The following is a 21972-nucleotide window of genomic DNA, read 5'->3' as shown; positions in this document are numbered from 1 at the left end:
GTAAACAAGGGGCCCTGAATGCTGATTTGGCTAGTCGAACTGTCGGAACACCTGAAATTCCTGAACCTGTTCAGGTATATTACGTTCCGCACGGGCGCCTCTCTCTTCACCTCCGCGCTGATCGTTTTCCTGTTCGGACCGATGATCATCAATTCGCTGCGCGTGCGCCAGGGCAAGGGGCAGCCGATCCGCGCCGACGGTCCGCAGACGCACTTCAAGAAGGCGGGTACGCCGACCATGGGTGGCCTGATGATCCTGGCCGGTATCGTCGGCTCGTCGCTTTTGTGGGCGGATCTGTCGAACATCTATGTCGTGGCGACGCTGCTGGTCACGCTCGGCTTCGGCGCGATCGGCTTTTATGACGATTATCTCAAGGTCAGCAAGCAGAGCCACAAGGGCTTCTCGGGCAAGGCGCGCCTCGGCATCGAATTCGTCATCGCCGGCATCGCCGTCTATTTCATGATGCGGGCGTCGCTCGCCTCGGGTCCTGCCGGTTCGACCTTCGGGTCTTCAGTCGCCTTTCCGTTCTTCAAGGACTTCCTGATCAACCTCGGCATCATGTTCGTGGTCTTCGGCGGCTTCGTCATCGTCGGCGCCGGCAATGCGGTGAACCTGACGGATGGTCTCGACGGTCTCGCCATCGTGCCGGTCATGATCGCGGCCGCCTCCTTCGGCGTCATTGCCTATCTCGCCGGTAACGCGGTGTTCGCGAACTACCTGCAGATCAACTTCGTGCCCGGCACCGGCGAGTTGTCCGTAGTTCTCGGCGCCGTCATCGGCGCCGGCCTCGGCTTCCTGTGGTTCAACGCCCCGCCCGCCGCCATCTTCATGGGCGACACCGGGTCGCTGGCGCTCGGCGGCACGATCGGCACGGTTGCCGTCGCCACCAAGCACGAGATCGTCATGGCGATCATCGGCGGCCTGTTCGTCATGGAAACGCTGTCCGTCATCATCCAGGTCGGCTTCTTCAAGATGACCGGGCGACGGGTGTTCCTGATGGCGCCGATCCACCACCATTTCGAGAAGAAGGGCTGGACCGAAAGCCAGGTCGTCATCCGCTTCTGGATCATCGCCGTCGGCCTCGCCATGCTCGGCCTGTCGACGCTGAAGCTGCGGTAGGACGATCATGATCCCGGTCACCACGCTCTCAGGAAAAAAGGTCGCGCTCTTCGGGCTCGGCGGTTCCGGCTTCGCCACGGCGCGCGCCCTGATCCTGGGGGGCGCCGAGGTGACCGCGTGGGACGACAATCCCGACAGCGTGACCAAGGCCGCGGCCGAAGGGATACACACCGCCGATCTGAGAACGATCGACTGGAACGCGCAGTCGCTGTTCGTGCTGTCGCCGGGCGTGCCGCTCACGCATCCGAAGCCGCACTGGACGGTCGATCTGGCGCGCGCCGCCGGCGTCGATATCGTCGGCGATGTCGAGCTCTTCGTGCGCGAGCGCCGGGCGCACGCCCCCGACGCGCCGTTCATCGCCATCACCGGCACCAATGGGAAGTCGACCACCACGGCGCTGATCGCCCATATCCTGAAGTCGAGCGGCCGCGATACGCAGCTCGGCGGCAATATCGGCACGGCGGTGCTGACGCTCGAGCCGCCGAAATCAGGACGGTTCTATGTCGTCGAGTGCTCGTCCTACCAGATCGATCTCGCGCCGACGCTCAACCCGTCGGCCGGCATCCTGCTCAACCTCACGCCCGACCATCTCGACCGCCACGGCACGATGCAACATTATGCCGATGTCAAGGAACGGCTGGTCGCCGGCAGCGACGTCGCCATCGTCGGCGTCGACGACAGCCATTGCGAGAGGATCGCCGACCGGATCGAGCGGGCGGGCGGCAAGGTGACGCGCATCTCCCGCCGCCACGCGCTTGCCGACGGCATCTATGCCGAGGGCACGCGGCTCATCCAGGCGCATTCCGGCGCCGCCCTGCCGATCGCCGATCTCGACGGCATTCCGACGCTGCGCGGCAGCCACAACGCCCAGAACGCGGCGGCCGCCGTCGCCGCGTGCCTCGCGGCCGGCGTCTCGGTCGAGGATATCCGCGCGGGTCTTGCGTCCTTCCCGGGCCTGAAGCATCGCATGCAGCCGGTCGGCCGGCGCGGCAATGTGGTGTTCGTCAACGATTCCAAGGCGACCAATGCCGATGCAGCGGCGCCCGCGCTGTCGAGCTACGACCGTATCTACTGGATCGCCGGCGGCCTGCCGAAGGCGGGCGGGATCACGACGCTCGCGCCGTTCTTTCCGCGCATCGCCAAGGCCTACCTGATCGGCGAGGCGGCCGCTGAATTCGCCGCCACGCTCGGCGACGCCGTGCCCTACGAGATTTCCGGAACGCTGGACCAGGCGGTCGCCCACGCGGCCGAGGATGCCGGCAAGGACGAAAGCGGGCCGTCGGCGGTCATGTTAGCACCGGCTTGCGCAAGCTTCGACCAGTACAAGAACTTCGAAGTCAGGGGCGATGCATTCGTCAGCCATGTGGCAGCGCTCGACGGGATAACCATGCTGATCGGTTCGGCAACAGGAGAGAAGTGACATGGTAAGTCGTGCGGAACGCGGGGCATTGGCCGATTGGTTCTGGACCATCGACCGGTTCTTCCTGGCGATGTTCATCTTCCTGATGGGGATCGGCCTGATGCTCTCCTTCGCGGCGTCGCCGGCGGTGGCCGAGCGCATCGGGCTGGAGCCGTTCCACTTCGTCAAGCGCCAGGCTGCCTTCATGATCCCGTCGCTGGCGGTCATGATCGGGCTTTCGTTCCTGACGCCGCGTCAGGTCCGCAGAACGGCGATCATTCTTCTGATCGCCGCACTCATCCTGATGCTGATGGCGCTGTTCTTCGGCGTCGAGGTCAAGGGTTCGCGCCGCTGGGTCACGCTGGCCGGCATTTCGATCCAGCCGTCCGAATTCATGAAGCCGGCCTTCGTGGTCGTCTGCGCCTGGCTCTTCGCCGAGCATGCGCGGCAGCCCGAGATCCCCGGCAATCTCTTCGCCATCATCCTTTTCGGGATTGTCGCCGCACTGCTGGTTGCGCAGCCCGACCTCGGGCAGACGATCCTGACCACCGCCGTCTGGGGCGGCATGTTCTTCATGGCCGGAATGCCGTGGCTGTGGATCATCGTGCTCGGGGCGCTCGGCGTCGGCGGTCTCGTCAGCGCCTACTACGTCTTCCCGCACGTGGCGCTGCGTTTCGACAAGTTCATGACCGGCGAAGGCGATACGTTCCAGATCGATACCGCCCGCGAAGCGATCATCCGTGGCGACTGGTTCGGCCAGGGGCCGGGCGAAGGTCTCGTCAAGCGCATCATCCCGGACGCGCATACCGACTTCATCTTTTCGGTCGCGGCCGAGGAGTTCGGAATCATCTTCTGTATCGCGCTGGTCTTGCTGTTTTCGGCGCTCGTCCTGCGCGGCCTGTCGCATGCCTACAAGGAGCGCAACGATTTCAGCCGCTTCGCCGTCGCTGGCCTCGTGCTGCAGATCGGCATACAATCGATCATCAACGTGGGCGTCAATCTCGAGCTGCTGCCGGCGAAGGGCATGACCCTGCCGCTGATTTCCTACGGCGGTTCGTCGATGGTCGCCATCTGCGTCACGGCCGGGTTCATTCTCGCGCTGACGCGCCACAGACCGGAAAAGCGTGCGCAGGAGCGGAGCCTGTTCCGCGTCGGGCACGGCATTCCGGCGGAGTAAGGGTTCATGAGCAAAGGCATCGTTCTGCTTGCCGCCGGGGGAACCGGCGGCCACGTGTTTCCGGCGGAGGCCCTGGCCTACAAGCTGAAGGAACGCGGCTATTCCGTGCATCTGGTCACGGACAGCCGGGCGGAGCGCTACGCCGGCAAGTTTCCGGCCGACGAGATCCATGTCGTGCCGTCGGCCACGATCGCCTCGAAGAACCCGGTCGCGGTCGCGCGGTCGCTGTGGACGCTGTGGAGCGGCATGCGGGCGGCCAAGCGGCTGATCGGGCGGCTGAAGCCCGTCGTGGTCGTCGGCTTCGGCGGCTATCCGACGGTGCCGCCGCTGCTTGCCGCCTCGCGGCTTGGCGTGCCGACGATGGTCCACGAGCAGAACGCCGTGATGGGCCGCGCCAACAAGGCGCTGGCCAGTCGCGTCAAGGCGATCGCAGGCGGCTTCCTGCCCGAGAATGGCGGTGCCTTTGCGGAGAAGACGGTGACGACCGGCAATCCGGTGCGCCCGGCTGTCATCGAGGCCGCCAGGACGCCCTATACGCCGTCGCGCGCGGGAGAGCCTTTCAATCTCGTCGTCTTCGGCGGCAGCCAGGGCGCCCAGTATTTCTCCAAGGCGATGCCGACGGCGATCAGCCTGCTCGACGACGATCTGCGCGCGCGTCTCAGGATCACCCAGCAGGTCCGCCCGGAGGACATGGGCATGGTCGGCGATTGCGTCGCCAAGCTCGACATGGGCGCCTCCTCCGAGATCGCTCCCTTCTTCACCGACATGGCCGAACGGCTGGCCAGGGCGCATCTGGTGATCTGCCGCTCCGGCGCTTCGACGGTGTCGGAGATCTCGGTGATCGGCCGTCCGGCGATCCTGGTGCCTTATCCGCATGCGCTCGACCACGACCAGGCGGCGAATGCCGCTTCGCTGGCGGCGACCGGCGGCGCCAAGGTGATCGCACAGGCCGAACTCTCGTCCGAAAAGATCGCCTCGATCCTGACGCACACGATGAACGACCCGGAAAAACTCGCCCGAATGGCGGCCGCCGCCAAGCAGGCGGGTAAACCTGATGCCGCGAACTTGCTTGCCGACATGGTAGAGGCTATTGCGGCGGGACGTACAATTGCAGAGTTCAAGGGGAAAAGCGCATGAAAATGCCGAAGGCCATCGGCCTCGTCCATTTCATCGGCATCGGCGGTATCGGCATGAGCGGGATCGCGGAGGTGCTGCACAATCTCGGCCATCGCGTCCAGGGATCCGATCAGGCCGATAGCGCCAACGTCCAGCGCCTGCGCGACAAGGGCATCGAGGTCTTCGTCGGTCACAAGGCCGAGAATCTCGGCGATGCCGAGGTCGTCGTCGTCTCGACGGCGATCAAGAAGGACAACCCGGAACTCATCGCCGCCCGCGAGAAGCTGCTGCCGGTCGTGCGTCGCGCCGAAATGCTGGCCGAACTGATGCGTTTCCGCAATGCGATCGCCATCGGCGGCACGCACGGCAAGACGACGACCACTTCGCTGGTCGCGACGCTGCTCGAAGCCGGCGGGCTCGACCCGACCGTCATCAACGGCGGCATCATCAACGCCTACGGCACCAATGCCCGCATGGGCGAGGGCGAGTGGATGGTGGTCGAGGCCGACGAATCCGACGGCACCTTCCTGAAGCTTCCGGCCGACGTCGCCGTCGTCACCAATATCGACCCCGAGCATCTCGACCATTACGGCAATTTCGACGCCGTGCGCGCCGCCTTCCGCCAATTCGTCGAGAACGTGCCGTTCTACGGCTTCGGCGTCATGTGCCTCGATCACCCCGAAGTGCAGGCGCTGGTCGGCCGCATCGAGGACCGCAAGGTCGTGACCTATGGCGAAAATCCGCAGGCCGACGTGCGCTTCATGAATGTGCGCATCGACGGCGCGCGCTCGATCTTCGACGTCGAAATCCGTCGCCGCCGCACCGGCCAGGTCATCAAGCTCGACAATCTCGTCATGCCGATGCCCGGCCGCCACAACATCTCCAACGCGACCGCGGCGATCGCGGTTGCCAACCGTCTCGGCATGTCGAGCGAGGATATCGCCAAGGGGCTCGCCTCCTTCGGCGGCGTCAAGCGCCGCTTCACGCTGACGGGCGAATGGAACGGCGTGCAGATCTTCGACGATTACGGTCACCACCCCGTCGAGATCAAGGCGGTGCTGAGGGCGGCGCGCGAGGCCTGCAAGGGCCGCGTCATCGCCGTGCACCAGCCGCACCGCTATTCGCGCCTGGCGAGCCTGTTCGAGGAGTTCGCCGCCTGCTTCAACGACGCGGACAGCATTTTCCTGGCGCCGGTCTATGCTGCGGGCGAAGAGCCGATCGAAGGGGCCAACGCCGAAGCGCTGGTGTCGCTGATCAAATCGGGCGGGCATCGAGATGCGCGCTTCCTCGCTTCTCCCGAGCTTTTGCCTGAAATGGTCGCAGAGATTGCAAAGCCAGGCGATTTCGTGGTTCTGTTGGGGGCTGGGAGTATCACTTACTGGGCGGCGGCGCTGCCCAAGCAACTGGAAGGCCTTTCGGGTAGATCCGCATGAAACAGGTGAATGGGCAAAAGCTTCTTGCGTCGCTGGGCGACGGTGTAAAGGACATCCGCGGGAGGATTACACCGGATGCGCCGATGGATCGCGTCACCTGGTTCCATGCCGGCGGTCTCGCGGAACTGATGTTCCAGCCGCACGACGAAGAGGATCTGATCGCCTTCCTGTCGATTCTTCCCGAGGACGTGCCGATGACCGTGGTCGGCGTCGGCTCCAACATCCTGGTGCGCGACGGCGGCATCCCCGGCGTGGTGCTGCGCCTCTCCGCCAAGGGCTTCGGCTCGGCCGAACTCGCGGGCGAGAACCGCGTGCGCGCCGGCGCCATCTGCCCGGACAAGCATGTCGCGGCTATGGCGATGGATAACGGCATCGGCGGCTTCCACTTCTATTACGGCATTCCCGGCAGCATCGGCGGCGCCGCGCGCATGAACGCCGGCGCCAATGGCGGCGAGACGCGCGACCGCGTCGTCGAGGTGACCGCGATCGACCGCAAGGGCAACAAGCACGTGCTGTCGAATGCCGACATGGGCTACGCATACCGCCATTCGTCGGCGTCGAGCGACCTGATCTTCACCTCGGTGCTGTTCGAGGGCTATGCCGAGGATCGCGCCAAGATCCGCGCCGACATGGATGCGGTGCGCAGCCACCGCGAGACGGTGCAGCCGATCCGCGAGAAGACCGGCGGCTCGACCTTCAAGAACCCCGAGGGCCACTCCGCCTGGAAGCTGATCGACGAAGCGGGATGCCGCGGGCTCGTCATCGGCGGCGCGCAGATGTCGTCGCTGCATTGCAACTTCATGATCAACAACGGCCAGGCGACCGGCTACGACCTCGAATATCTGGGCGAGCAGGTTCGCCGCGAGGTGTTCGAGAATTCCGGCATCAAGCTGGAATGGGAGATCAAGCGCCTGGGCCTGTTCATGCCGGGCCGCGAAGTGCGTCCGTTCCAGGGCGTGACCAGCGAGTAAGCGCTAGAACCCGTCGCATGTCGGTATCTCGGCCGACATGCCCTAGCCGAAACGTTTGGTGAAGGCGGTGGTGAAGGTCACCCCGCCGACACCGTCGGTGGCGTCGCCGATCGCCACATCCATCGTATTCCCCTTGATGCGCACGAGGCCGAAGCCGCCCATGAAGGCGGCGCGCGCCTTGAAGACGTCGATGCCGCCGGCCTTGTAGGCCGCGGGCGTATCGTGCTCATGGCCGTGGAAAATGCCGATTACGTTGTAACCCTGAAGGGTTGCGAGCAATTGCTGACGTTCTGATTCACCCCACCAGTGCGGCGCGCCGCTGCCCTCGATGGTGAAGGTGCTCTTTTCGGGGTCCCAGCGCTCGCGCGAGAAGCTGTCCCATCCATAGTGCTGGAAGATCACGACCGGGCGGCCGTCCTTGGCGTAGGCGGCGAGGTCGCGCTTCATCCAGTCGAGGCTGCTTGCCGTTCCCCGGGTGCTGTCGCCGCCATAGCGCTGCGCCTGGATGAGGTGCAGCCCGCCCCAGTTCCAGGAGTAGTTGTCGGAGGCCTCGTCGTAATTGTCGACGGGCACGACCGGCTTGAAGAAGACGCTCGGCTTGTGGTTCATCTGCACGTAGTCGCGCAGTTCGTCGCGGTACCAGTCCACCTGCGGGGGACGTCCGTCCTGGTCGAGATCGTGATTGCCGAGGCCGACATAGACGGGGAAGTGGATACGGTCCGGGCCCGGGCCCTGCTGGTAGCGATGCGAGAACTGCAGGAGCTGCGAGCCTTCCGCGACCTCCGCCATCTGGCCGCCGCCGTCATCGGTGACATCGCCGCAGACGATGACGCCCTGCGGTCTGGCGATGCGCTCGCCCGACAGCGCGAAGCCGGTGGGCTTGCCGTCGATCTCCCCGGGCCAGGTCTGGCGGTGGATGTTGTTGAGCGCCCTGATGTGGCGCAGGAGGTTGGTGTCGGTCTTGCCCTCGTCCTGGCAGTTCGGGCTGAGGCCGTCGCCGATGCGGCAGGCATGTATGTCGTTGATGACGAGGAAGGTGACGTCGATATCGGGGATGCCGGCGGCGCGGGCGAGCGGCGGCAGGCCCAGCGACAGGCCGGCGCCAAGGCCATGCGTCAGCAGCGATCGTCTTGTCAGCACGCGTCTCTCCCCGGCCCGTTGCCCGTGTCGAGAATAGAGGCGGGGCGTTAACAGACAAGAACGAAAAAGGCCGCGACGGTTTCCCATCGCGGCCCTCGATTGGCGATGAACGCCTCGATCAGACTTCGTCGCGGCCCGAGGCCAGGATGCAGATCAGCGTGATGACGGCCGAAAGGCCGAGATAGAAGCCGACATAGAGCATGCCGTAGTTCGCCTGCAGCCAGGTGGCGATGTAGGGCGCGAGAGACGCGCCGAAGATGCCGGCGAGGTTAAAGGTGATCGACGAGCCGGTGTAGCGCACGGCGGTCGGGAAGGGGGCGGCGAGCGCCGTTCCGATCAGGCCGTAGGTCATGCCCATCAGCGCCATGGCGACGATCGCGAAGACCAGGATGCTGCCTTCGCCGCCAGACATCAGGCCGGGCAGGAGGAAGGAGAAAAGGCCGATCAGCACGGTGGTCAGGATCAGCATCTCGCGGCGGCCGAAACGCTCGGCGAGCTTGCCGACGATCGGGATGAAGATGCCGAAGGAGATGGAGCCGACGATCTGGATCTCGAGCGCGTCGAGGAACGGGATCTTCAGGACCTTGACGTTGTAGGAGAGCAGATAGGCCGAGCCGATGTAGAACAGCACGAAGGTCGCGAGCGCCACGAAGGTGCCGAGGAACAGGCTGCGCTTGTGCTTGCGGAAGAGTTCGGCAACCGGAACGGCGACGCGTTCCTGCTTGTCGATGGCCTTCTGGAAAGCCGGCGTTTCGGTGATCGACAGGCGAACCCAAAGGCCGATGACGATCAGGACGATCGAGGCGATGAAGGGAACGCGCCAGCCCCAGGCCAGCAACTGTTCCTGCGGCATGAACTGCAGCAGCAGCCAGAAAATGCCCGAGGACAGGAAGAGACCGAGCGGTGCGCCGAGCTGCGGGAACATGCCATACCAGCTGCGCTTGCCCTCGGGCGCGTTTTCGGTCGCCAGCAGCACCGCGCCGCCCCATTCGCCGCCGAGGCCGAAGCCCTGGCCGAAACGGCAGATCGCCAGCAGCAGGGGTGCCAGAACGCCGATCGTTTCATAGGAGGGCAGCAGGCCGATGATGACGGTGGAGATACCCATCGTCAGCAGTGCCGCGACCAGCGTCGTCTTGCGGCCGACCCTGTCGCCGAAGTGGCCGAAGACCACGGCGCCGAGCGGGCGGGCGAAGAAGGCGATCGAGAAGGTCGCGAAGGAGGCGAGCAGCGCGGTGGTCGGATCGCTGTTCGGGAAGAACAGCGTCGGGAAGACCAGCACGGCGGCCGTCGCGTATACGTAGAAGTCGAAGAATTCGATGGTGGTGCCGACGACGCTTGCGATCAGAACGCGCGCCGGCGAGTTGAGCTGCGCATTGTTCGATGAAGCGGAGGTCGGCGATACTTTTGATATCGCGTCTGACATTTTTATTCCAATCGGGATCAGGTATTCGCCTCTTCGAGGCCACGGGCTCATAACGCAATTTTAAGTCGGCGCAAATGCCAATCGCGCAACAAACCGACAAAAACTAGTGCGCTTCCTTTCCTGGGCGGAAAGCCTGGCGGCCGATCGCGCCGAAGCCCGCCTTTGTGCCTTCGGCGGACGCGATGGAAGGACGAATGCGCGCCGCTCCGGTCCGGTGGCGACCGGCGGCCGATCCCGGTTTGGCGCCGGGGCTTAAACTTTTTGTTTCGCTTTGACATTTCGGCGGTAACGCTTGGCGTTGCGGGGTTTTCGCCTTCCGCCAACGGTTTCCGACCGTCCCAATTCATGACCGGCCGGCCAGGAAGTTAACGAAAGTAAACGCTTCGTTAACCATAATGGCGCTCTAATACATGTGCGCCGGGCAAGCCAGATTCGGAAGAAAGCCAGCTTGGTGCAAGTCTTGGAATGCAGAGTACGGATTATTTTGGGGGTATCTATGAGTCGCAAGCATGTCGCTGTCCTTATGGGCGGATTTTCCTCGGAGAGGCCTGTCAGCCTTTCGTCCGGGGCGGCGTGCGCGGATGCTCTCGAGGCCGAAGGCTTTCAGGTTACCCGTATCGACGTCGATCGCGACGTGTCCGCCAAGCTCTCGGCGCTCAGGCCCGACGTGGCGTTCAACGCCCTGCATGGGCCGTTCGGCGAGGACGGGCTGATCCAGGGCATCCTCGAATATCTCGAAATTCCCTACACCCATTCCGGCGTTCTGGCCTCCGCGCTTGCCATGGACAAGAGCAAGGCGAAGAGCGTCGCGGCCGCGGCCGGCATTCCGGTCGCCGCGTCGCAGGTGATCAACCGCTTTTCTTTCCCCGCCGAGCATCCGATGAAGCCGCCCTATGTGGTGAAGCCGGTGCGCGAGGGGTCGAGCTTCGGTGTCGTCATCGTTCAGGAGGATCAGTCGCGTCCGCCGCAGATCATCGGCTCGTCCGAATGGCGGTATGGCGAGGAGGTTCTCGTCGAGCGTTACATCCACGGACGCGAGCTGACCTGCGGCGTCATGGGCGACGCTGTGCTGGGTGTTACCGAGATCGTTCCGCAGGGTCACAGCTTCTACGACTATGATTCCAAGTATGTGGCGGGTGGCTCGAAACACGTCATTCCGGCGAAAATTTCACCGAATATTTACCAAAAAATACAATCATTGTCATTAAGGGCGCATCAAGCAATTGGTTGCCGTGGAGTGAGTCGGTCGGATTTTCGGTATGACGATCGCTTCTCCGAAGACGGCGAAATCATCTGGCTGGAAATCAATACCCAGCCAGGCATGACTCCAACATCGCTTGTGCCCGAAATGGCCGGTCATGCCGGCTACTCGTTTGGTGAATTTCTTCGTTGGATGGTGGAGGACGCTTCTTGTTCTCGGTAACGGTCAAAAGGATGGGGCGCCCAAGCCATCAAGCCGAGACTTCCTATGCGGAAGGCGACGGGCGGATCGTGCTGCCGCGGCCGCTGCGCCGCGTCGTCCGCTTCCTGGTCAGCCTCGGCAGCGGCCGCATCTACATTCCTTCTCATACGGGTACGGTGTCGGCGCTGGTTTTCTTCGCGGCGACGGGCTTTTACGGCATGTCTCTCGGCGGTCACACCGAGGTGGTCGCGCAGGCGACGACGGCCGCGGCAGGCTTCGCCGTCGAGGATGTGAAGGTGTCCGGCAATTCCGAGACTTCCGAAATCGACATCCTGCAGCTGATCGGTCTCGACGGCACGACGTCGCTCGTGGCGCTCGACGTGGATGCGGCGCGCCAGAAGATCGCGAAGCTTCCCTGGGTCGAAAGCGTCGAGGTCCGCAAGGTCTATCCGAAAACCATCGAAGTGAAGCTCAAGGAGCGCAAGGCCTTTGCCATCTGGCAGCATGGCACCGAGCTTTCGCTGATCGAAAAGGGCGGGGCGGTCATCGCGCCGCTTCGCGACAACAAGTTTTCGCAGCTTCCTCTGGTCGTCGGTCGCGGCGCCGAGGTGGCTGCCGCCTCGCTCGACGATGCGTTTTCCAAGTGGCCCGACATCAAGTCGCGCGTGAAGGCCTATGTCTGGGTCTCCGGCCGTCGCTGGGATCTGCACATGGACAATGGCGTCGTCGTCAAGTTGCCTGAGGACGATGTCGATCAGGCGCTGGCGCGCCTTTCGAAATTCAACAGCGATCAGGCTCTTCTCGATCGCGATATCGCGGCTGTCGATCTGCGTCTTGCCGATCGTACTGCCATTCAACTGACGCCCGAAGCCATGGAGCGCCGTCAGCTTGTTCTTGATCAGCGCACCAAGGATTTGAAGAAGGCGGGGCAGAATATATGAGCTTGTTCGGTTCGTCCCATTTTGGATTGCCGCGCCTGAAGCCGCTTTCTTCGAAGCGGTCGCATGTCGTCTCCGTCCTCGACATCGGTTCGACGAAAGTCGTCTGCATGATCGGCCGGCTGACGCCGCGCGAGGAGAGCCAGATTCTCCCCGGTCGCACGCACAACATCGAAATCATCGGCATCGGCCATCAGCGTTCGCGCGGTATCAAGACCGGCGCGATCTCGGATCTCGATGCGCTCGAGAGCGTCATCCGCCTGGCGGTCGACGCCGCCGAGCGCATGGCTGGCCTCACCGTCGAGAGCCTGATCGTCAACCTGACGGCCGGACGCCTCACCAGCGACATCTACACCGCCACCATCGATCTCGGCGGCCAGGAAGTCGAACTCAACGATCTGAAGAAGGTTCTGGCGGCGGCCTGCCAGCAGTCGCTGCGCCAGGATCGCGCCGTGCTGCATTCGCTGGCCACCGGTTTCTCGCTCGATGGCGAACGCGGCATCCGCGATCCGCTGTCGATGTACGGTGACGTTCTCGGCGTCGACATGCATGTCGTGACCGCCGAGCGCACGGCTCTCAAGAACCTCGAACTCAGCGTCAACCGCGCGCATCTGTCCGTCGAGGGCATCGTGGCGACGCCATACGCGTCCGGTCTTGCCGCCCTGGTCGACGACGAAGTCGAACTCGGATGTGCCGCGATCGACATGGGCGGCGGCACGACGACGATCTCGGTTTTCGCCGAGGGCAAGCTGGTGCACACGGATGCCGTCGGTCTCGGCGGTCATCATGTCACCACCGATCTGGCGCGTGGCCTGTCGACCCGCATCGAGGACGCCGAGCGTCTGAAGGTGGTTCATGCCTCGGCCATGCCGAATTCCTCCGACGAACGCGAGCTGATCTCGATCCCGCCGATCGGCGAGGACGACCGCGATCTGCCGACGCAGGTGCCGCGCGCACTGGTGTCGCGGATCGTCAGCGCCCGCATCGAGGAGACGATGGAACTCATTCGCGACCGCATCCAGCGCTCGGGCTTCAGCCCGATCGTCGGCAAGCGCGTCGTGCTGACAGGCGGCGCAAGCCAGCTGACCGGCCTTGCCGACGTTGCCCGCAAGATCCTTGCCCGCAACGTCCGTATCGGCCGCCCGATGGGCGTCTCTGGGCTGCCGACGGCAGCCAAGGGGCCGGCGTTTTCGACGGCGGTCGGCCTGATGATCTATCCGCAGGTCGCGGATCAGGAAACACATGCGTCACAGAGCGGTCTGCTCATGTCGCTTGGCGGAAATAGCAGCCGCTTCGCCCGGATGGGCCAGTGGCTGAAGGAAAGCTTCTAGAAATTGAGTGAATTGGCCGGCGTGGCGATGCGGCCATAAAGAGAAGGAACGGGTACCATGACTATCAAGCTGCATACGCCAGATATCACTGAGCTGAAGCCGCGCATCACCGTGTTCGGCGTCGGCGGTGGCGGTGGCAACGCTGTCAACAACATGATCTCCGCCGGCCTCCAGGGCGTCGACTTCGTCGTCGCCAACACGGATGCCCAGGCACTGACGATGACCAAGGCGGAGCGCATCATCCAGCTCGGCGCCAGCGTCACCGAAGGTCTCGGCGCGGGTTCGCAGCCGGAAGTCGGTCGTGCAGCCGCTGAAGAATGCATCGACGAAATCGTCGATCACCTGAACGGCACCCACATGTGCTTCGTCACCGCCGGCATGGGCGGCGGCACCGGCACCGGTGCGGCTCCCGTCGTTGCCCAGGCTGCCCGCAACAAGGGCATCCTGACGGTCGGCGTCGTGACCAAGCCGTTCCACTTCGAAGGCGGTCGCCGCATGCGTCTGGCCGAAGCGGGTATCCAGGAACTGCAGAAGTCGGTCGACACGCTGATCGTCATCCCGAACCAGAACCTGTTCCGTATCGCGAACGACAAGACGACCTTCGCCGACGCCTTCGCGATGGCCGACCAGGTTCTCTACTCGGGCGTTGCCTGCATCACCGACCTGATGGTGAAGGAAGGTCTCATCAACCTCGACTTCGCCGACGTCCGTTCGGTCATGCGCGAAATGGGCCGCGCGATGATGGGTACCGGCGAGGCTTCGGGCCAGGGCCGCGCGATGCAGGCTGCGGAAGCCGCGATCGCCAACCCGCTGCTCGACGAAACCTCGATGAAGGGCGCACAGGGCCTGCTGATCTCCATCACTGGTGGTCGCGACCTGACGCTGTTCGAAGTCGACGAAGCCGCGACCCGTATCCGCGAGGAAGTCGATCCGGATGCGAACATCATCCTCGGCGCGACCTTCGACGAATCGCTTGAAGGCATCATCCGCGTTTCCGTCGTCGCCACCGGCATCGACCGCGCGATGAACCAGGACGCCGGCAAGGGCTTCCAGCCGGTCCAGAAGCAGATTATCCGTCCTTCGGCGGCCGTTGCTCCGGCTCCGGCCGCAGTCCAGCCTGCCCCTGTCATGCAGCAGGCACCGAAGGCCGACCAGATCGCGCAGACCATCCGCATGGCCGAAGCCGAAATGGAACGCGAACTCGACATCCACGCTCCGCGCGCGGCTGCCCCGGTTCACCAGCAGCCTGCTCCGCAGGAAGCCTTCCGCCCGCAGAGCAAGATCTTCGCAGCTCCTGAAGCCGCACCGGTCATCCGCCAGGCTCCGATCCAGCAGCAGGCACCCGTGATGCACCAGCCGGCTCCGCAGCCCGTGATGCATCAGCCGGCGCCTGTCATGCAGCAGCCTGCTCCTGTCATGCAGCAGCAGCCGGTCCGCATGCCGAAGGTCGAGGATTTCCCGCCGGTCGTTCAGGCCGAGATCGATCATCGTTCGCAGCCGGCACCGGTGTCGCATGCGCATGAAGAGCGCGGCCCGATGGGCCTCCTGAAGCGGATCACCAACTCGCTCGGTCGCCGCGAAGAGGAAGTCGCGCCCGAGATGACGTCGGCTCCGGCAGCGTCCTCGCAGCAGCGCCGCCCGCTGTCTCCGGAAGCAAGCCTCTACGCCCCGCGTCGCGGAAACCTGGACGATCAGGGCCGTGCCGTACCGCAGGCCCGCATGATGCAGGAAGACGACCAGCTCGAAATTCCGGCCTTCCTTCGCCGCCAGTCGAACTGATAAGGACGCCTGGAATCGCCACGAATCAGCCCGGGAGTTCGCTCCCGGGCATTGTTGTATCGGGCACTCCGATTTGCGCCTGATTGCCTTGTGATTTCAAATGCATGCTTTCGTAACAATGCGAAAGAAACAGTGATTTGGATTGCGGCGCGGGCACACGTATGTATGGGCTGGAAAACCGTCCGACCGCGCCTTGACGCAGCATCGCGACGGAGGAAATAAGACTTGGCGAATGAGTTTCGACATACGGGTCGCGGCGGATCGTCAGGGATAATAAAGGCAAGATTAATGGTTATTGGCATGTTGGGTTTTCAAACGACGGTATCGCGCCCGGTCACCCTTTCGGGGATCGGCGTTCATTCGGGTGCCGACGTTTCGATTACCTTCAACCCAGCAGAAGCCGACACTGGTGTCGTATTCAATCGCATGCATGACAACGGCGAAGTCACCGAGCTTCGCGCTGTTTCCTCCCAGGTTGGCAATACCGACCTGTGCACCGTTCTCGGCTTTTCCCCGGCGCGCTCCGTCGCGACGGTCGAACATGTGATGGCCGCGGTCTACGCGCTTGGCCTCGACAACGTCGTCATCGAAGTCGACGGCGCCGAAATGCCGATCATGGACGGCAGCTCGATGCCGTTCATCGAGGCGATCGAGCAGGTGGGTCTGGTATCCCTCGGCGTCAAGCGCCGCTACATTCGCATCACCAAGCCGGTTCGTATCGAGCACGGCGGTTCGTGGAGCGAGTTTCGCCCCTATGACGGCATGCGCTTCGAGGTCGAGATCGATTTCGACACGCCGCTGATCGGCCGCCAGAAGTGGGAAGGCGACATGACCGCCGCCACCTTCAAGTCGGAACTGTCGCGCGCCCGCACCTTCGGCTTCATGCGTGACGTCGAGCGTCTGTGGGCTTCGGGCCACGCGCTCGGTTCGTCGCTGGAAAACTCGGTCGTCATCTCCGACGACCACACGGTCATCAACGTCGAGGGCCTGCGCTACGCCAAGGACGAGTTCGTGCGTCACAAGACGCTCGACGCTGTCGGCGACCTGGCGCTTGCCGGTGCTCCCTTCATCGGCTGCTACCGCTCCTATCGCGGCGGCCACAAGATGAACGCCAACGCGCTGAAGGCGCTGCTCAGCGATTCCAGCGCTTATGAAGTCGTCGAGACCTCGGCACCGCGCCAGCGCGTCGCGCCGCGCGATTTCATCCGCGTCAACGCTCCTGAATTTGCTCCCTGGTCGGCTTGACCTCCGTCGCATTCCTTAGGCCAGGGCCGCCTCCTTCGGGAGGCGGTTTCTTTATGTGCAGCAGGCAGCCGTGATTCCCGATTGAGCTTTCGCGGCAGGTATTTAGCCGTGCAAAGTCGGGGATTATCCGGAGAAAACAGACGATTATGGGCAGGGCCGCCACAAAAATGCGTTAATGCATCATCAATGCGTTGCTCTGGCCATGCATTTGTGGCTAGAAACGCCTGCGAGGCGTGGCTGCCGTTGAGGGATGGCGGCTTTTGGGATGTTCCGATGGGTTATGCAGGGTCTGAAAGTATGATGAAGACAGCGCGTGCTTTGTTCGCATCGCTCCTGGTGCTGAGCGCAAGTGCCTTGATTTCCGGATGCCAGTCGGACCCCGATATCGATATCACCAAGCTCGGCCTGCAGAGCGATCCGCCTGATGTTCTCTACAGTCAGGGTCTGGCCAACATGAAGGCCGGCAACATGGCGGAAGCCGCGCGCAAGTTCGATTCGATCGACCGCGACAACCCGTTCTCGGAATGGGCCCGCAAGGGTCTGGTGATGAGCACCTTCGTGAAGTATCGGCAGGGCCGCCTCGACGAGGCGCTGGCTTCGGGCAACCGCTACATGGCGCAGTATCCGAAGTCGAAGGACGCCGCCTACGTGCAGTACCTGATCGGCCTCAGCTATTCCAAGCAGATCGTCGACGTGACCCAGGACCAGCGCGCCGCGTCGCGAACCATCGACGCCATGCAGGCCGTGATCGACAACTATCCCGATTCCGAATATGTCGACGACGCGCAGGCGAAGATCCGCTTCGCGCGCGACCAGCTGGCCGGCAAGGAAATGCAGATCGGCCGCTACTACATGGAGCGCAAGGAATACCTTGCCGCCATTTCGCGCTTCCGCATTGTCGTCGAGAAGTATCCGAACACGAACCAGATCGAGGAAGCGCTCGCCCGCCTGGTCGAAGCCTATTACGCGATGGGTATCGTGGAAGAGGCCCAGACGGCCGCTGCCGTTCTCGGCCGCAACTATCCCGACAGCCAGTGGTACGCGGATTCCTACAAGCTGCTGAAGAGCAACGGCGCGGAGCCGCGTGAGAATCAGGGCTCGTGGATTTCGCAAGCCAGCAAGAAACTCCTCGGTACCTAAAGCCGATGCTGATCCAGCTTTCGATCCGCGATATCGTCCTGATCGAGCGGCTGGATCTTGCCTTCGAGGCCGGTCTTTCCGTTCTGACGGGTGAGACGGGCGCCGGCAAATCCATCCTGCTCGACAGCCTGTCGCTCGCCCTTGGCGGGCGCGGCGACGGCGGCCTTGTCCGCCACGGCGAGGACAAGGGGCAGGTGACCGCCGTCTTCGACGTCGGCCCCGACCACCGGGCGCGCGCGCTGCTGCGCGACAACGGCATCGACGACGATGGCGACCTGATCTTCCGCCGCGTGCAGAGCGCCGACGGCCGCACCAAGGCCTATGTCAACGACCAGCCGCTCAGCGTGCAGCTGATGCGCCAGGCCGGACAGATGCTGGTCGAGATCCACGGACAGCACGACGACCGCGCGCTGGTCGACACCCACGCCCACCGTATCCTGCTCGACGCATTCGCCGGCATCGCCGACGAGGTGGCCGGCGTTTCGCAGCTCTATCGCGTCTGGCGCGACAGCGAGCGGACGCTGAAGAAGCACCGCGAGAAGGTCGAGGCGGCCGCGCGCGAGGCGGATTACATCCGCTCGTCGGTGGAGGAACTCGACAAGCTCGCGCCGCAGGACGGCGAGGAGGACGAACTCGCCGAACGCCGCCAGAAGATGATGAAGGCGGAGCGGATCGCCGGCGATATCGCCGAGGCCTCCGAATTCCTCAACGGCAATGCCTCTCCCGTGCCCCATATCGCCTCGCTGGTGCGCCGTCTGGAGCGCAAGAGCCATGAGGCGCCGGGGCTGCTGGAGGATACCGTGGCGCTGCTCGACGCGGCACTGGACCAGCTGTCCAACGCGCAGATGGAAGTCGAAGCCGCACTGCGCAAGACGGAATACGATCCCAAGGAACTGGAGCGCGTCGAGGAGCGGCTTTTCGCGCTGCGCGGCGCCTCGCGCAAATATTCGGTGCCGGTGACCGAGCTGCCGGCGCTGGCGATCCGCATGAGCAACGACCTTGCCGATCTCGATGCCGGCGAGGAGAAGCTTGCCAGGCTCGAGGCCGAGGTCGGCGTCGCGAAAATCGCTTACGATGCGGCGGCGCAGGTGGTTTCGGCCAAGCGTCACCAGGCCGGCGAAGCGCTCGCCGAAGCCGTGATGGCGGAACTGCCGGCGCTGAAGCTCGAGCGCGCCCGCTTCATGGTGGAGATCGCCTCCAATCCCGAGGAAGCTGCGGCCGAGGGGATCGACGTCGTCGAATTCCACGTCCAGACCAATCCGGGCACGCGCCCGGGCTCGATCATGAAGGTGGCGTCGGGCGGCGAGCTGTCGCGCTTTCTTCTGGCGCTCAAGGTGGCGCTTGCCGATCGCGGCTCGGCGCCGACGCTTGTCTTCGACGAAATCGACACCGGCGTCGGCGGTGCCGTCGCCGATGCGATCGGCCAGCGGCTGAAGCGGCTGTCGGCCAAGGTGCAGGTGCTGTCCGTCACCCACGCGCCGCAGGTGGCGGCACGGGCGGCGACGCATCTCCTGATCTCCAAGGGACCGGCTTCGGAGGGATCCGAAAAGATCGCCACCCGCGTGGCGACGATGGAGCCGCACGACCGCACCGAAGAGATCGCCCGCATGCTGGCCGGCGCTTCGGTGACGGAAGAGGCGAGGGCGGCCGCCAAGCGGTTGTTGACGGCGGGCGAGTAGGTCGCGGGCCTGACTGAAATAGCGTATATCGATATAATGGCTTATTGGAGCGAGTGATGTCGGCAGCTCTTGACGTTGAAAATCTGAATGGTCAACAAGCGCTCAGCGCAGTCAAACACCTCGTCGCTGAGTTATCGAATGATGAAGCCTCTCCGGACGTCGAATATGACGAGCGTAAACGAGGCATTGCGGAGATTCTTGGAAAATTCCCGGCAGAAACTGTCGAATTCGAGAGAGACAAATTTCTCCCTTACAGCGTCATATTGAAATCGGAGTACGAAGCAGGGAAAACAAATGGATTTTCCAGTATCTTTAACAAGATAAATGACATCTCTGATTTTTATCTAGTAATTGCGCCTGAGCTTAATAAGCCGTCTTTTCAAGACGCTCTCCGCCAAATGTATTTTTCTGGTGGGCGGTGTGCGATTGAAACCATGTACTCGCTAGCAAGCTCGTCGCTTCATGATGTGGCCAATAATAAGAATGTGATTTCTAGTGATTTTTTTCGGAGAAATCGCCCTAATTTACAAGGGGTTATAGAAAATTTTAGCAAGTACCTAAAATTCTCCGATCAGATGTATCATCGCTACGATAGGCCAATTGTTGCTGATTCTACGTTTGATCTTCTGAAGCGCTTTTACAAAGATATTTTTATCGCAGGCGAGGAGTCCACTGATCTAGAGGACGGTCTTGAGAACGACGTCGGCGCGGCGCCGCTGCCCACCTTCGCGCCGATCACCCATTCGCGGCCGATGCTGTCGCTCGACAACACGTTTTCCGACGAGGACGTGCAGGATTTCATCGGCTCGGTCTATCGCTTCCTCGGCCAGTTGCCCGACGGCTCCATCGCGTTCACAGCCGAGCCGAAGATCGATGGCCTGTCGATGTCGATCCGCTACGAAAACCGCAAGCTGGTGAGCGCCGCGACCCGCGGCGACGGCACGACGGGCGAGAACGTCACCGCCAATGTCAGGACCATCAAGCAGATCCCGAAGACGCTGCCCGCGGATGCGCCCGATATCGTCGAGGTGCGCGGCGAGGTCTACATGGCCAAGAGCGACTTCCTTGACCTCAACGCGCAGATGGAGGCCGAGGGCAAGCAGACTTACGTCAACCCGCGCAACACGGCGGCGGGGTCGCTGCGCCAGCTCGACGCCAAGGTGACGGAGAGCCGCAAGCTGCGCTTCTTCGCCTATGCCTGGGGCGAGATCTCCGAGATGCCCTCCGATACGCAGATGGGCATGGTCGAGACCTTCGGCAAATGGGGTTTTCCCGTCAATCCGCTGATGAAGCGGCTTTGCAATATCGAGGATATCCTCGGCCACTACCGCGAGATCGGCCTGAAGCGCCCCGACCTCGACTACGATATCGACGGCGTCGTCTACAAGGTCGATCGGCTCGACCTGCAGCAGCGCCTGGGCTTCCGTTCGCGCAGCCCGCGCTGGGCGACCGCACACAAGTTCCCGGCCGAGCAGGCGTTCACGACGGTTGAGAACATCGACATCCAGGTCGGCCGCACCGGCGCGCTGACGCCGGTGGCGCGACTGACGCCCGTCACCGTCGGCGGCGTCGTCGTCACCAATGCGACGCTGCACAACGAGGATTACATCAAGGGCATCGGCAATTCCGGCGAACGCATCCGCGAGGACGATCACGATATCCGCATCGGCGACACCGTCATCGTGCAGCGGGCGGGGGATGTCATTCCGCAGGTGCTCGACGTGGTGATGGAGAAGCGGCCGGCGGGGGTGGAGGCCTATGTGTTTCCCAGGACGTGTCCGGTGTGCGGGTCGCATGCGGTGCGGGAGCGCAACGAGAAGACCGGCAAGCTCGATTCCGTCACCCGCTGCACTGGCGGCTTCGTCTGCCGCGCGCAGGCGACCGAGCATCTGAAGCACTTCGTCTCGCGCAATGCCTTCGACATCGAGGGTTTTGGCACCAAGCAGGTCGATTTCTTCTTCGAGAGCGAGGACGATGCGCTGAAGATCCGCACGGCGCCCGATATCTTCACGCTGAAAAAGCGGCAGGAGGCGTCGACGCTGACCAAGCTCGAGAATATCGACGGCTTCGGCAAGGTGAGCGTCAAGAAGCTGTTCGACGCCATCGACGAACGCCGCTCGATCGCGCTCAACCGCTTCATCTATGCGCTCGGAATCCGCCATGTCGGCGAGACCACCGCCAAGCTGCTCGCCCGCCACTATGGCACCTACGAGGCTTTCGAGGCCGCGATGAAAGAGGCGTCGTCACTGGCCGGTGATGCGTGGCAGGATTTGAACAATGTCGAGGGCATCGGCGAGATCGTCGCCCGCGCCATCGTCGAGTTCTACAAGGAGCCGCGCAATCTCGACGTCGTCGGCCGCCTGCTGGACGAGGTGACGCCACAGGCCGCCGAGCAGATCGCGGCCTCCGACAGCCCCGTCGCCGGCAAGACCGTCGTCTTTACCGGCAGTCTGGAAAAATTCACCCGCGACGAGGCCAAGGCGCGCGCCGAAAGCCTCGGCGCCAAGGTGGCCGGCTCGGTCTCCAAGAAGACCGACATCCTGGTCGCCGGCCCCGGCGCCGGATCGAAGCTCGACAAGGCAAGGGAACTCGGCGTCCAGACGATGGACGAGGACGAGTGGCTGGCGTTGATTGGCGGGTGAGAATGGGAATGTTGACGTGTTCCCGAATTGGGAATATC

Annotated in this window: 15 protein-coding genes and 1 pseudogene; 14 read left to right on the top strand and 2 right to left on the bottom strand. The window is 63.4% G+C overall.

Going from position 1 to position 21972, the window contains the following annotated elements:
• Window positions 1–18 precede the first annotated feature (18 nt).
• Genes mraY through murB form a run of 6 tightly spaced genes read left to right on the top strand, consistent with a single transcriptional unit; the run spans window position 19 to window position 7215 of the window.
• On the top strand, window positions 19–1119 hold the full coding sequence (gene mraY / locus GGQ67_RS05150; protein WP_183899123.1) for a phospho-N-acetylmuramoyl-pentapeptide-transferase: 1101 nt from the start codon (window positions 19–21) through the stop codon (window positions 1117–1119).
• Window positions 1120–1126: 7 nt separating this feature from the next.
• Window positions 1127–2539 carry a UDP-N-acetylmuramoyl-L-alanine--D-glutamate ligase gene (murD, locus tag GGQ67_RS05145; RefSeq protein ID WP_183899122.1) on the top strand — a complete coding sequence of 471 codons (1413 nt, stop codon included), beginning with the start codon at window positions 1127–1129 and terminating at the stop codon, window positions 2537–2539.
• A gap of 1 nt (window position 2540) precedes the next feature.
• Complete coding sequence (gene ftsW, locus GGQ67_RS05140; RefSeq protein WP_183899121.1) at window positions 2541–3695, top strand: putative lipid II flippase FtsW; 1155 nt, start codon at window positions 2541–2543, stop codon at window positions 3693–3695.
• Window positions 3696–3701: 6 nt separating this feature from the next.
• Window positions 3702–4832, top strand: a complete 1131-nt coding sequence (gene murG / locus GGQ67_RS05135; protein ID WP_183899120.1) for an undecaprenyldiphospho-muramoylpentapeptide beta-N-acetylglucosaminyltransferase — start codon at window positions 3702–3704, stop codon at window positions 4830–4832.
• Window positions 4829–6244, top strand: a complete 1416-nt coding sequence (gene murC, locus GGQ67_RS05130) for a UDP-N-acetylmuramate--L-alanine ligase (protein ID WP_183899119.1) — start codon at window positions 4829–4831, stop codon at window positions 6242–6244. The genes murG and murC overlap by 4 nt, the downstream gene beginning before the upstream one ends.
• Window positions 6241–7215: a UDP-N-acetylmuramate dehydrogenase gene (gene murB / locus GGQ67_RS05125; RefSeq protein WP_183899118.1), complete on the top strand. Its 975-nt coding sequence runs from the start codon at window positions 6241–6243 to the stop codon at window positions 7213–7215. The genes murC and murB overlap by 4 nt, the downstream gene beginning before the upstream one ends.
• A gap of 42 nt (window positions 7216–7257) precedes the next feature.
• Here murB and GGQ67_RS05120 read toward each other — a convergent pair whose 3' ends face one another.
• Window positions 7258–8355, bottom strand: a complete 1098-nt coding sequence (locus GGQ67_RS05120) for a metallophosphoesterase (RefSeq protein WP_183899117.1) — start codon at window positions 8353–8355, stop codon at window positions 7258–7260.
• Window positions 8356–8473: 118 nt separating this feature from the next.
• A complete protein-coding gene (locus GGQ67_RS05115) occupies window positions 8474–9778 on the bottom strand; it encodes an MFS transporter (protein WP_183899116.1) in 1305 nt (434 codons plus the stop codon).
• Window positions 9779–10274: 496 nt separating this feature from the next.
• On the opposite strand from GGQ67_RS05115, the gene GGQ67_RS05110 reads away from it, so the two are divergent.
• From GGQ67_RS05110 to ligA, 8 genes and pseudogenes are all read left to right on the top strand, one after another.
• On the top strand, window positions 10275–11201 hold the full coding sequence (locus GGQ67_RS05110) for a D-alanine--D-alanine ligase (RefSeq protein WP_183899399.1): 927 nt from the start codon (window positions 10275–10277) through the stop codon (window positions 11199–11201).
• The gene (locus GGQ67_RS05105; RefSeq protein ID WP_281393535.1) at window positions 11189–12121 is read left to right on the top strand and encodes a cell division protein FtsQ/DivIB; all 933 of its coding nucleotides are present in this window, start codon (window positions 11189–11191) and stop codon (window positions 12119–12121) included. The genes GGQ67_RS05110 and GGQ67_RS05105 overlap by 13 nt, the downstream gene beginning before the upstream one ends.
• Window positions 12118–13449 carry a cell division protein FtsA gene (gene ftsA / locus GGQ67_RS05100; protein ID WP_183899114.1) on the top strand — a complete coding sequence of 444 codons (1332 nt, stop codon included), beginning with the start codon at window positions 12118–12120 and terminating at the stop codon, window positions 13447–13449. Before GGQ67_RS05105 ends, ftsA begins: the two co-directional genes overlap by 4 nt.
• A gap of 57 nt (window positions 13450–13506) precedes the next feature.
• Window positions 13507–15228 carry a cell division protein FtsZ gene (gene ftsZ / locus GGQ67_RS05095; RefSeq protein WP_183899113.1) on the top strand — a complete coding sequence of 574 codons (1722 nt, stop codon included), beginning with the start codon at window positions 13507–13509 and terminating at the stop codon, window positions 15226–15228.
• A 288-nt stretch (window positions 15229–15516) separates the two neighbouring features.
• A complete protein-coding gene (lpxC, locus tag GGQ67_RS05090) occupies window positions 15517–16473 on the top strand; it encodes a UDP-3-O-acyl-N-acetylglucosamine deacetylase (protein ID WP_183899112.1) in 957 nt (318 codons plus the stop codon).
• 273 nt (window positions 16474–16746) lie between these two features.
• Window positions 16747–17613 carry an outer membrane protein assembly factor BamD gene (locus tag GGQ67_RS05085; protein ID WP_183899111.1) on the top strand — a complete coding sequence of 289 codons (867 nt, stop codon included), beginning with the start codon at window positions 16747–16749 and terminating at the stop codon, window positions 17611–17613.
• Window positions 17614–17618: 5 nt separating this feature from the next.
• Window positions 17619–19292 (top strand): DNA repair protein RecN, encoded by a 1674-nt coding sequence (gene recN / locus GGQ67_RS05080; protein ID WP_183899110.1) that lies wholly within the window; start codon window positions 17619–17621, stop codon window positions 19290–19292.
• A 440-nt stretch (window positions 19293–19732) separates the two neighbouring features.
• Window positions 19733–21934: pseudogene (ligA, locus tag GGQ67_RS05075) on the top strand (NAD-dependent DNA ligase LigA); the annotation flags it as partial.
• Window positions 21935–21972: the final 38 nt, after the last annotated feature.

The sequence above is a fragment of the Rhizobium metallidurans genome (genome assembly GCF_014196505.1).
GTDB classification, from domain to species: Bacteria; Pseudomonadota; Alphaproteobacteria; order Rhizobiales; family Rhizobiaceae; genus Rhizobium; species Rhizobium metallidurans.
The sequence above is the reverse complement of the archived record's forward strand: the minus strand, read 5'-3'. Positions and strand labels throughout refer to the sequence as shown.

Excerpts from the sequence above, each read along its gene's own strand:
- ftsW (WP_183899121.1), top strand. The coding sequence starts at position 2,541 with ATGGTAAGTCGTGCGGAACGCGGGGCATTGGCCGATTGGTTCTGGACC.
- GGQ67_RS05110 (WP_183899399.1), top strand. The coding sequence starts at position 10,275 with ATGAGTCGCAAGCATGTCGCTGTCCTTATGGGCGGATTTTCCTCGGAG.
- murC (WP_183899119.1), top strand. The coding sequence starts at position 4,829 with ATGAAAATGCCGAAGGCCATCGGCCTCGTCCATTTCATCGGCATCGGC.
- mraY (WP_183899123.1), top strand. The coding sequence starts at position 19 with ATGCTGATTTGGCTAGTCGAACTGTCGGAACACCTGAAATTCCTGAAC.
- lpxC (WP_183899112.1), top strand. The coding sequence starts at position 15,517 with ATGGTTATTGGCATGTTGGGTTTTCAAACGACGGTATCGCGCCCGGTC.
- murD (WP_183899122.1), top strand. The coding sequence starts at position 1,127 with ATGATCCCGGTCACCACGCTCTCAGGAAAAAAGGTCGCGCTCTTCGGG.
- ftsA (WP_183899114.1), top strand. The coding sequence starts at position 12,118 with ATGAGCTTGTTCGGTTCGTCCCATTTTGGATTGCCGCGCCTGAAGCCG.
- murG (WP_183899120.1), top strand. The coding sequence starts at position 3,702 with ATGAGCAAAGGCATCGTTCTGCTTGCCGCCGGGGGAACCGGCGGCCAC.
- recN (WP_183899110.1), top strand. The coding sequence starts at position 17,619 with ATGCTGATCCAGCTTTCGATCCGCGATATCGTCCTGATCGAGCGGCTG.
- GGQ67_RS05115 (WP_183899116.1), bottom strand. The coding sequence starts at position 9,778 with ATGTCAGACGCGATATCAAAAGTATCGCCGACCTCCGCTTCATCGAAC.
- ftsZ (WP_183899113.1), top strand. The coding sequence starts at position 13,507 with ATGACTATCAAGCTGCATACGCCAGATATCACTGAGCTGAAGCCGCGC.
- murB (WP_183899118.1), top strand. The coding sequence starts at position 6,241 with ATGAAACAGGTGAATGGGCAAAAGCTTCTTGCGTCGCTGGGCGACGGT.
- GGQ67_RS05085 (WP_183899111.1), top strand. The coding sequence starts at position 16,747 with ATGGGTTATGCAGGGTCTGAAAGTATGATGAAGACAGCGCGTGCTTTG.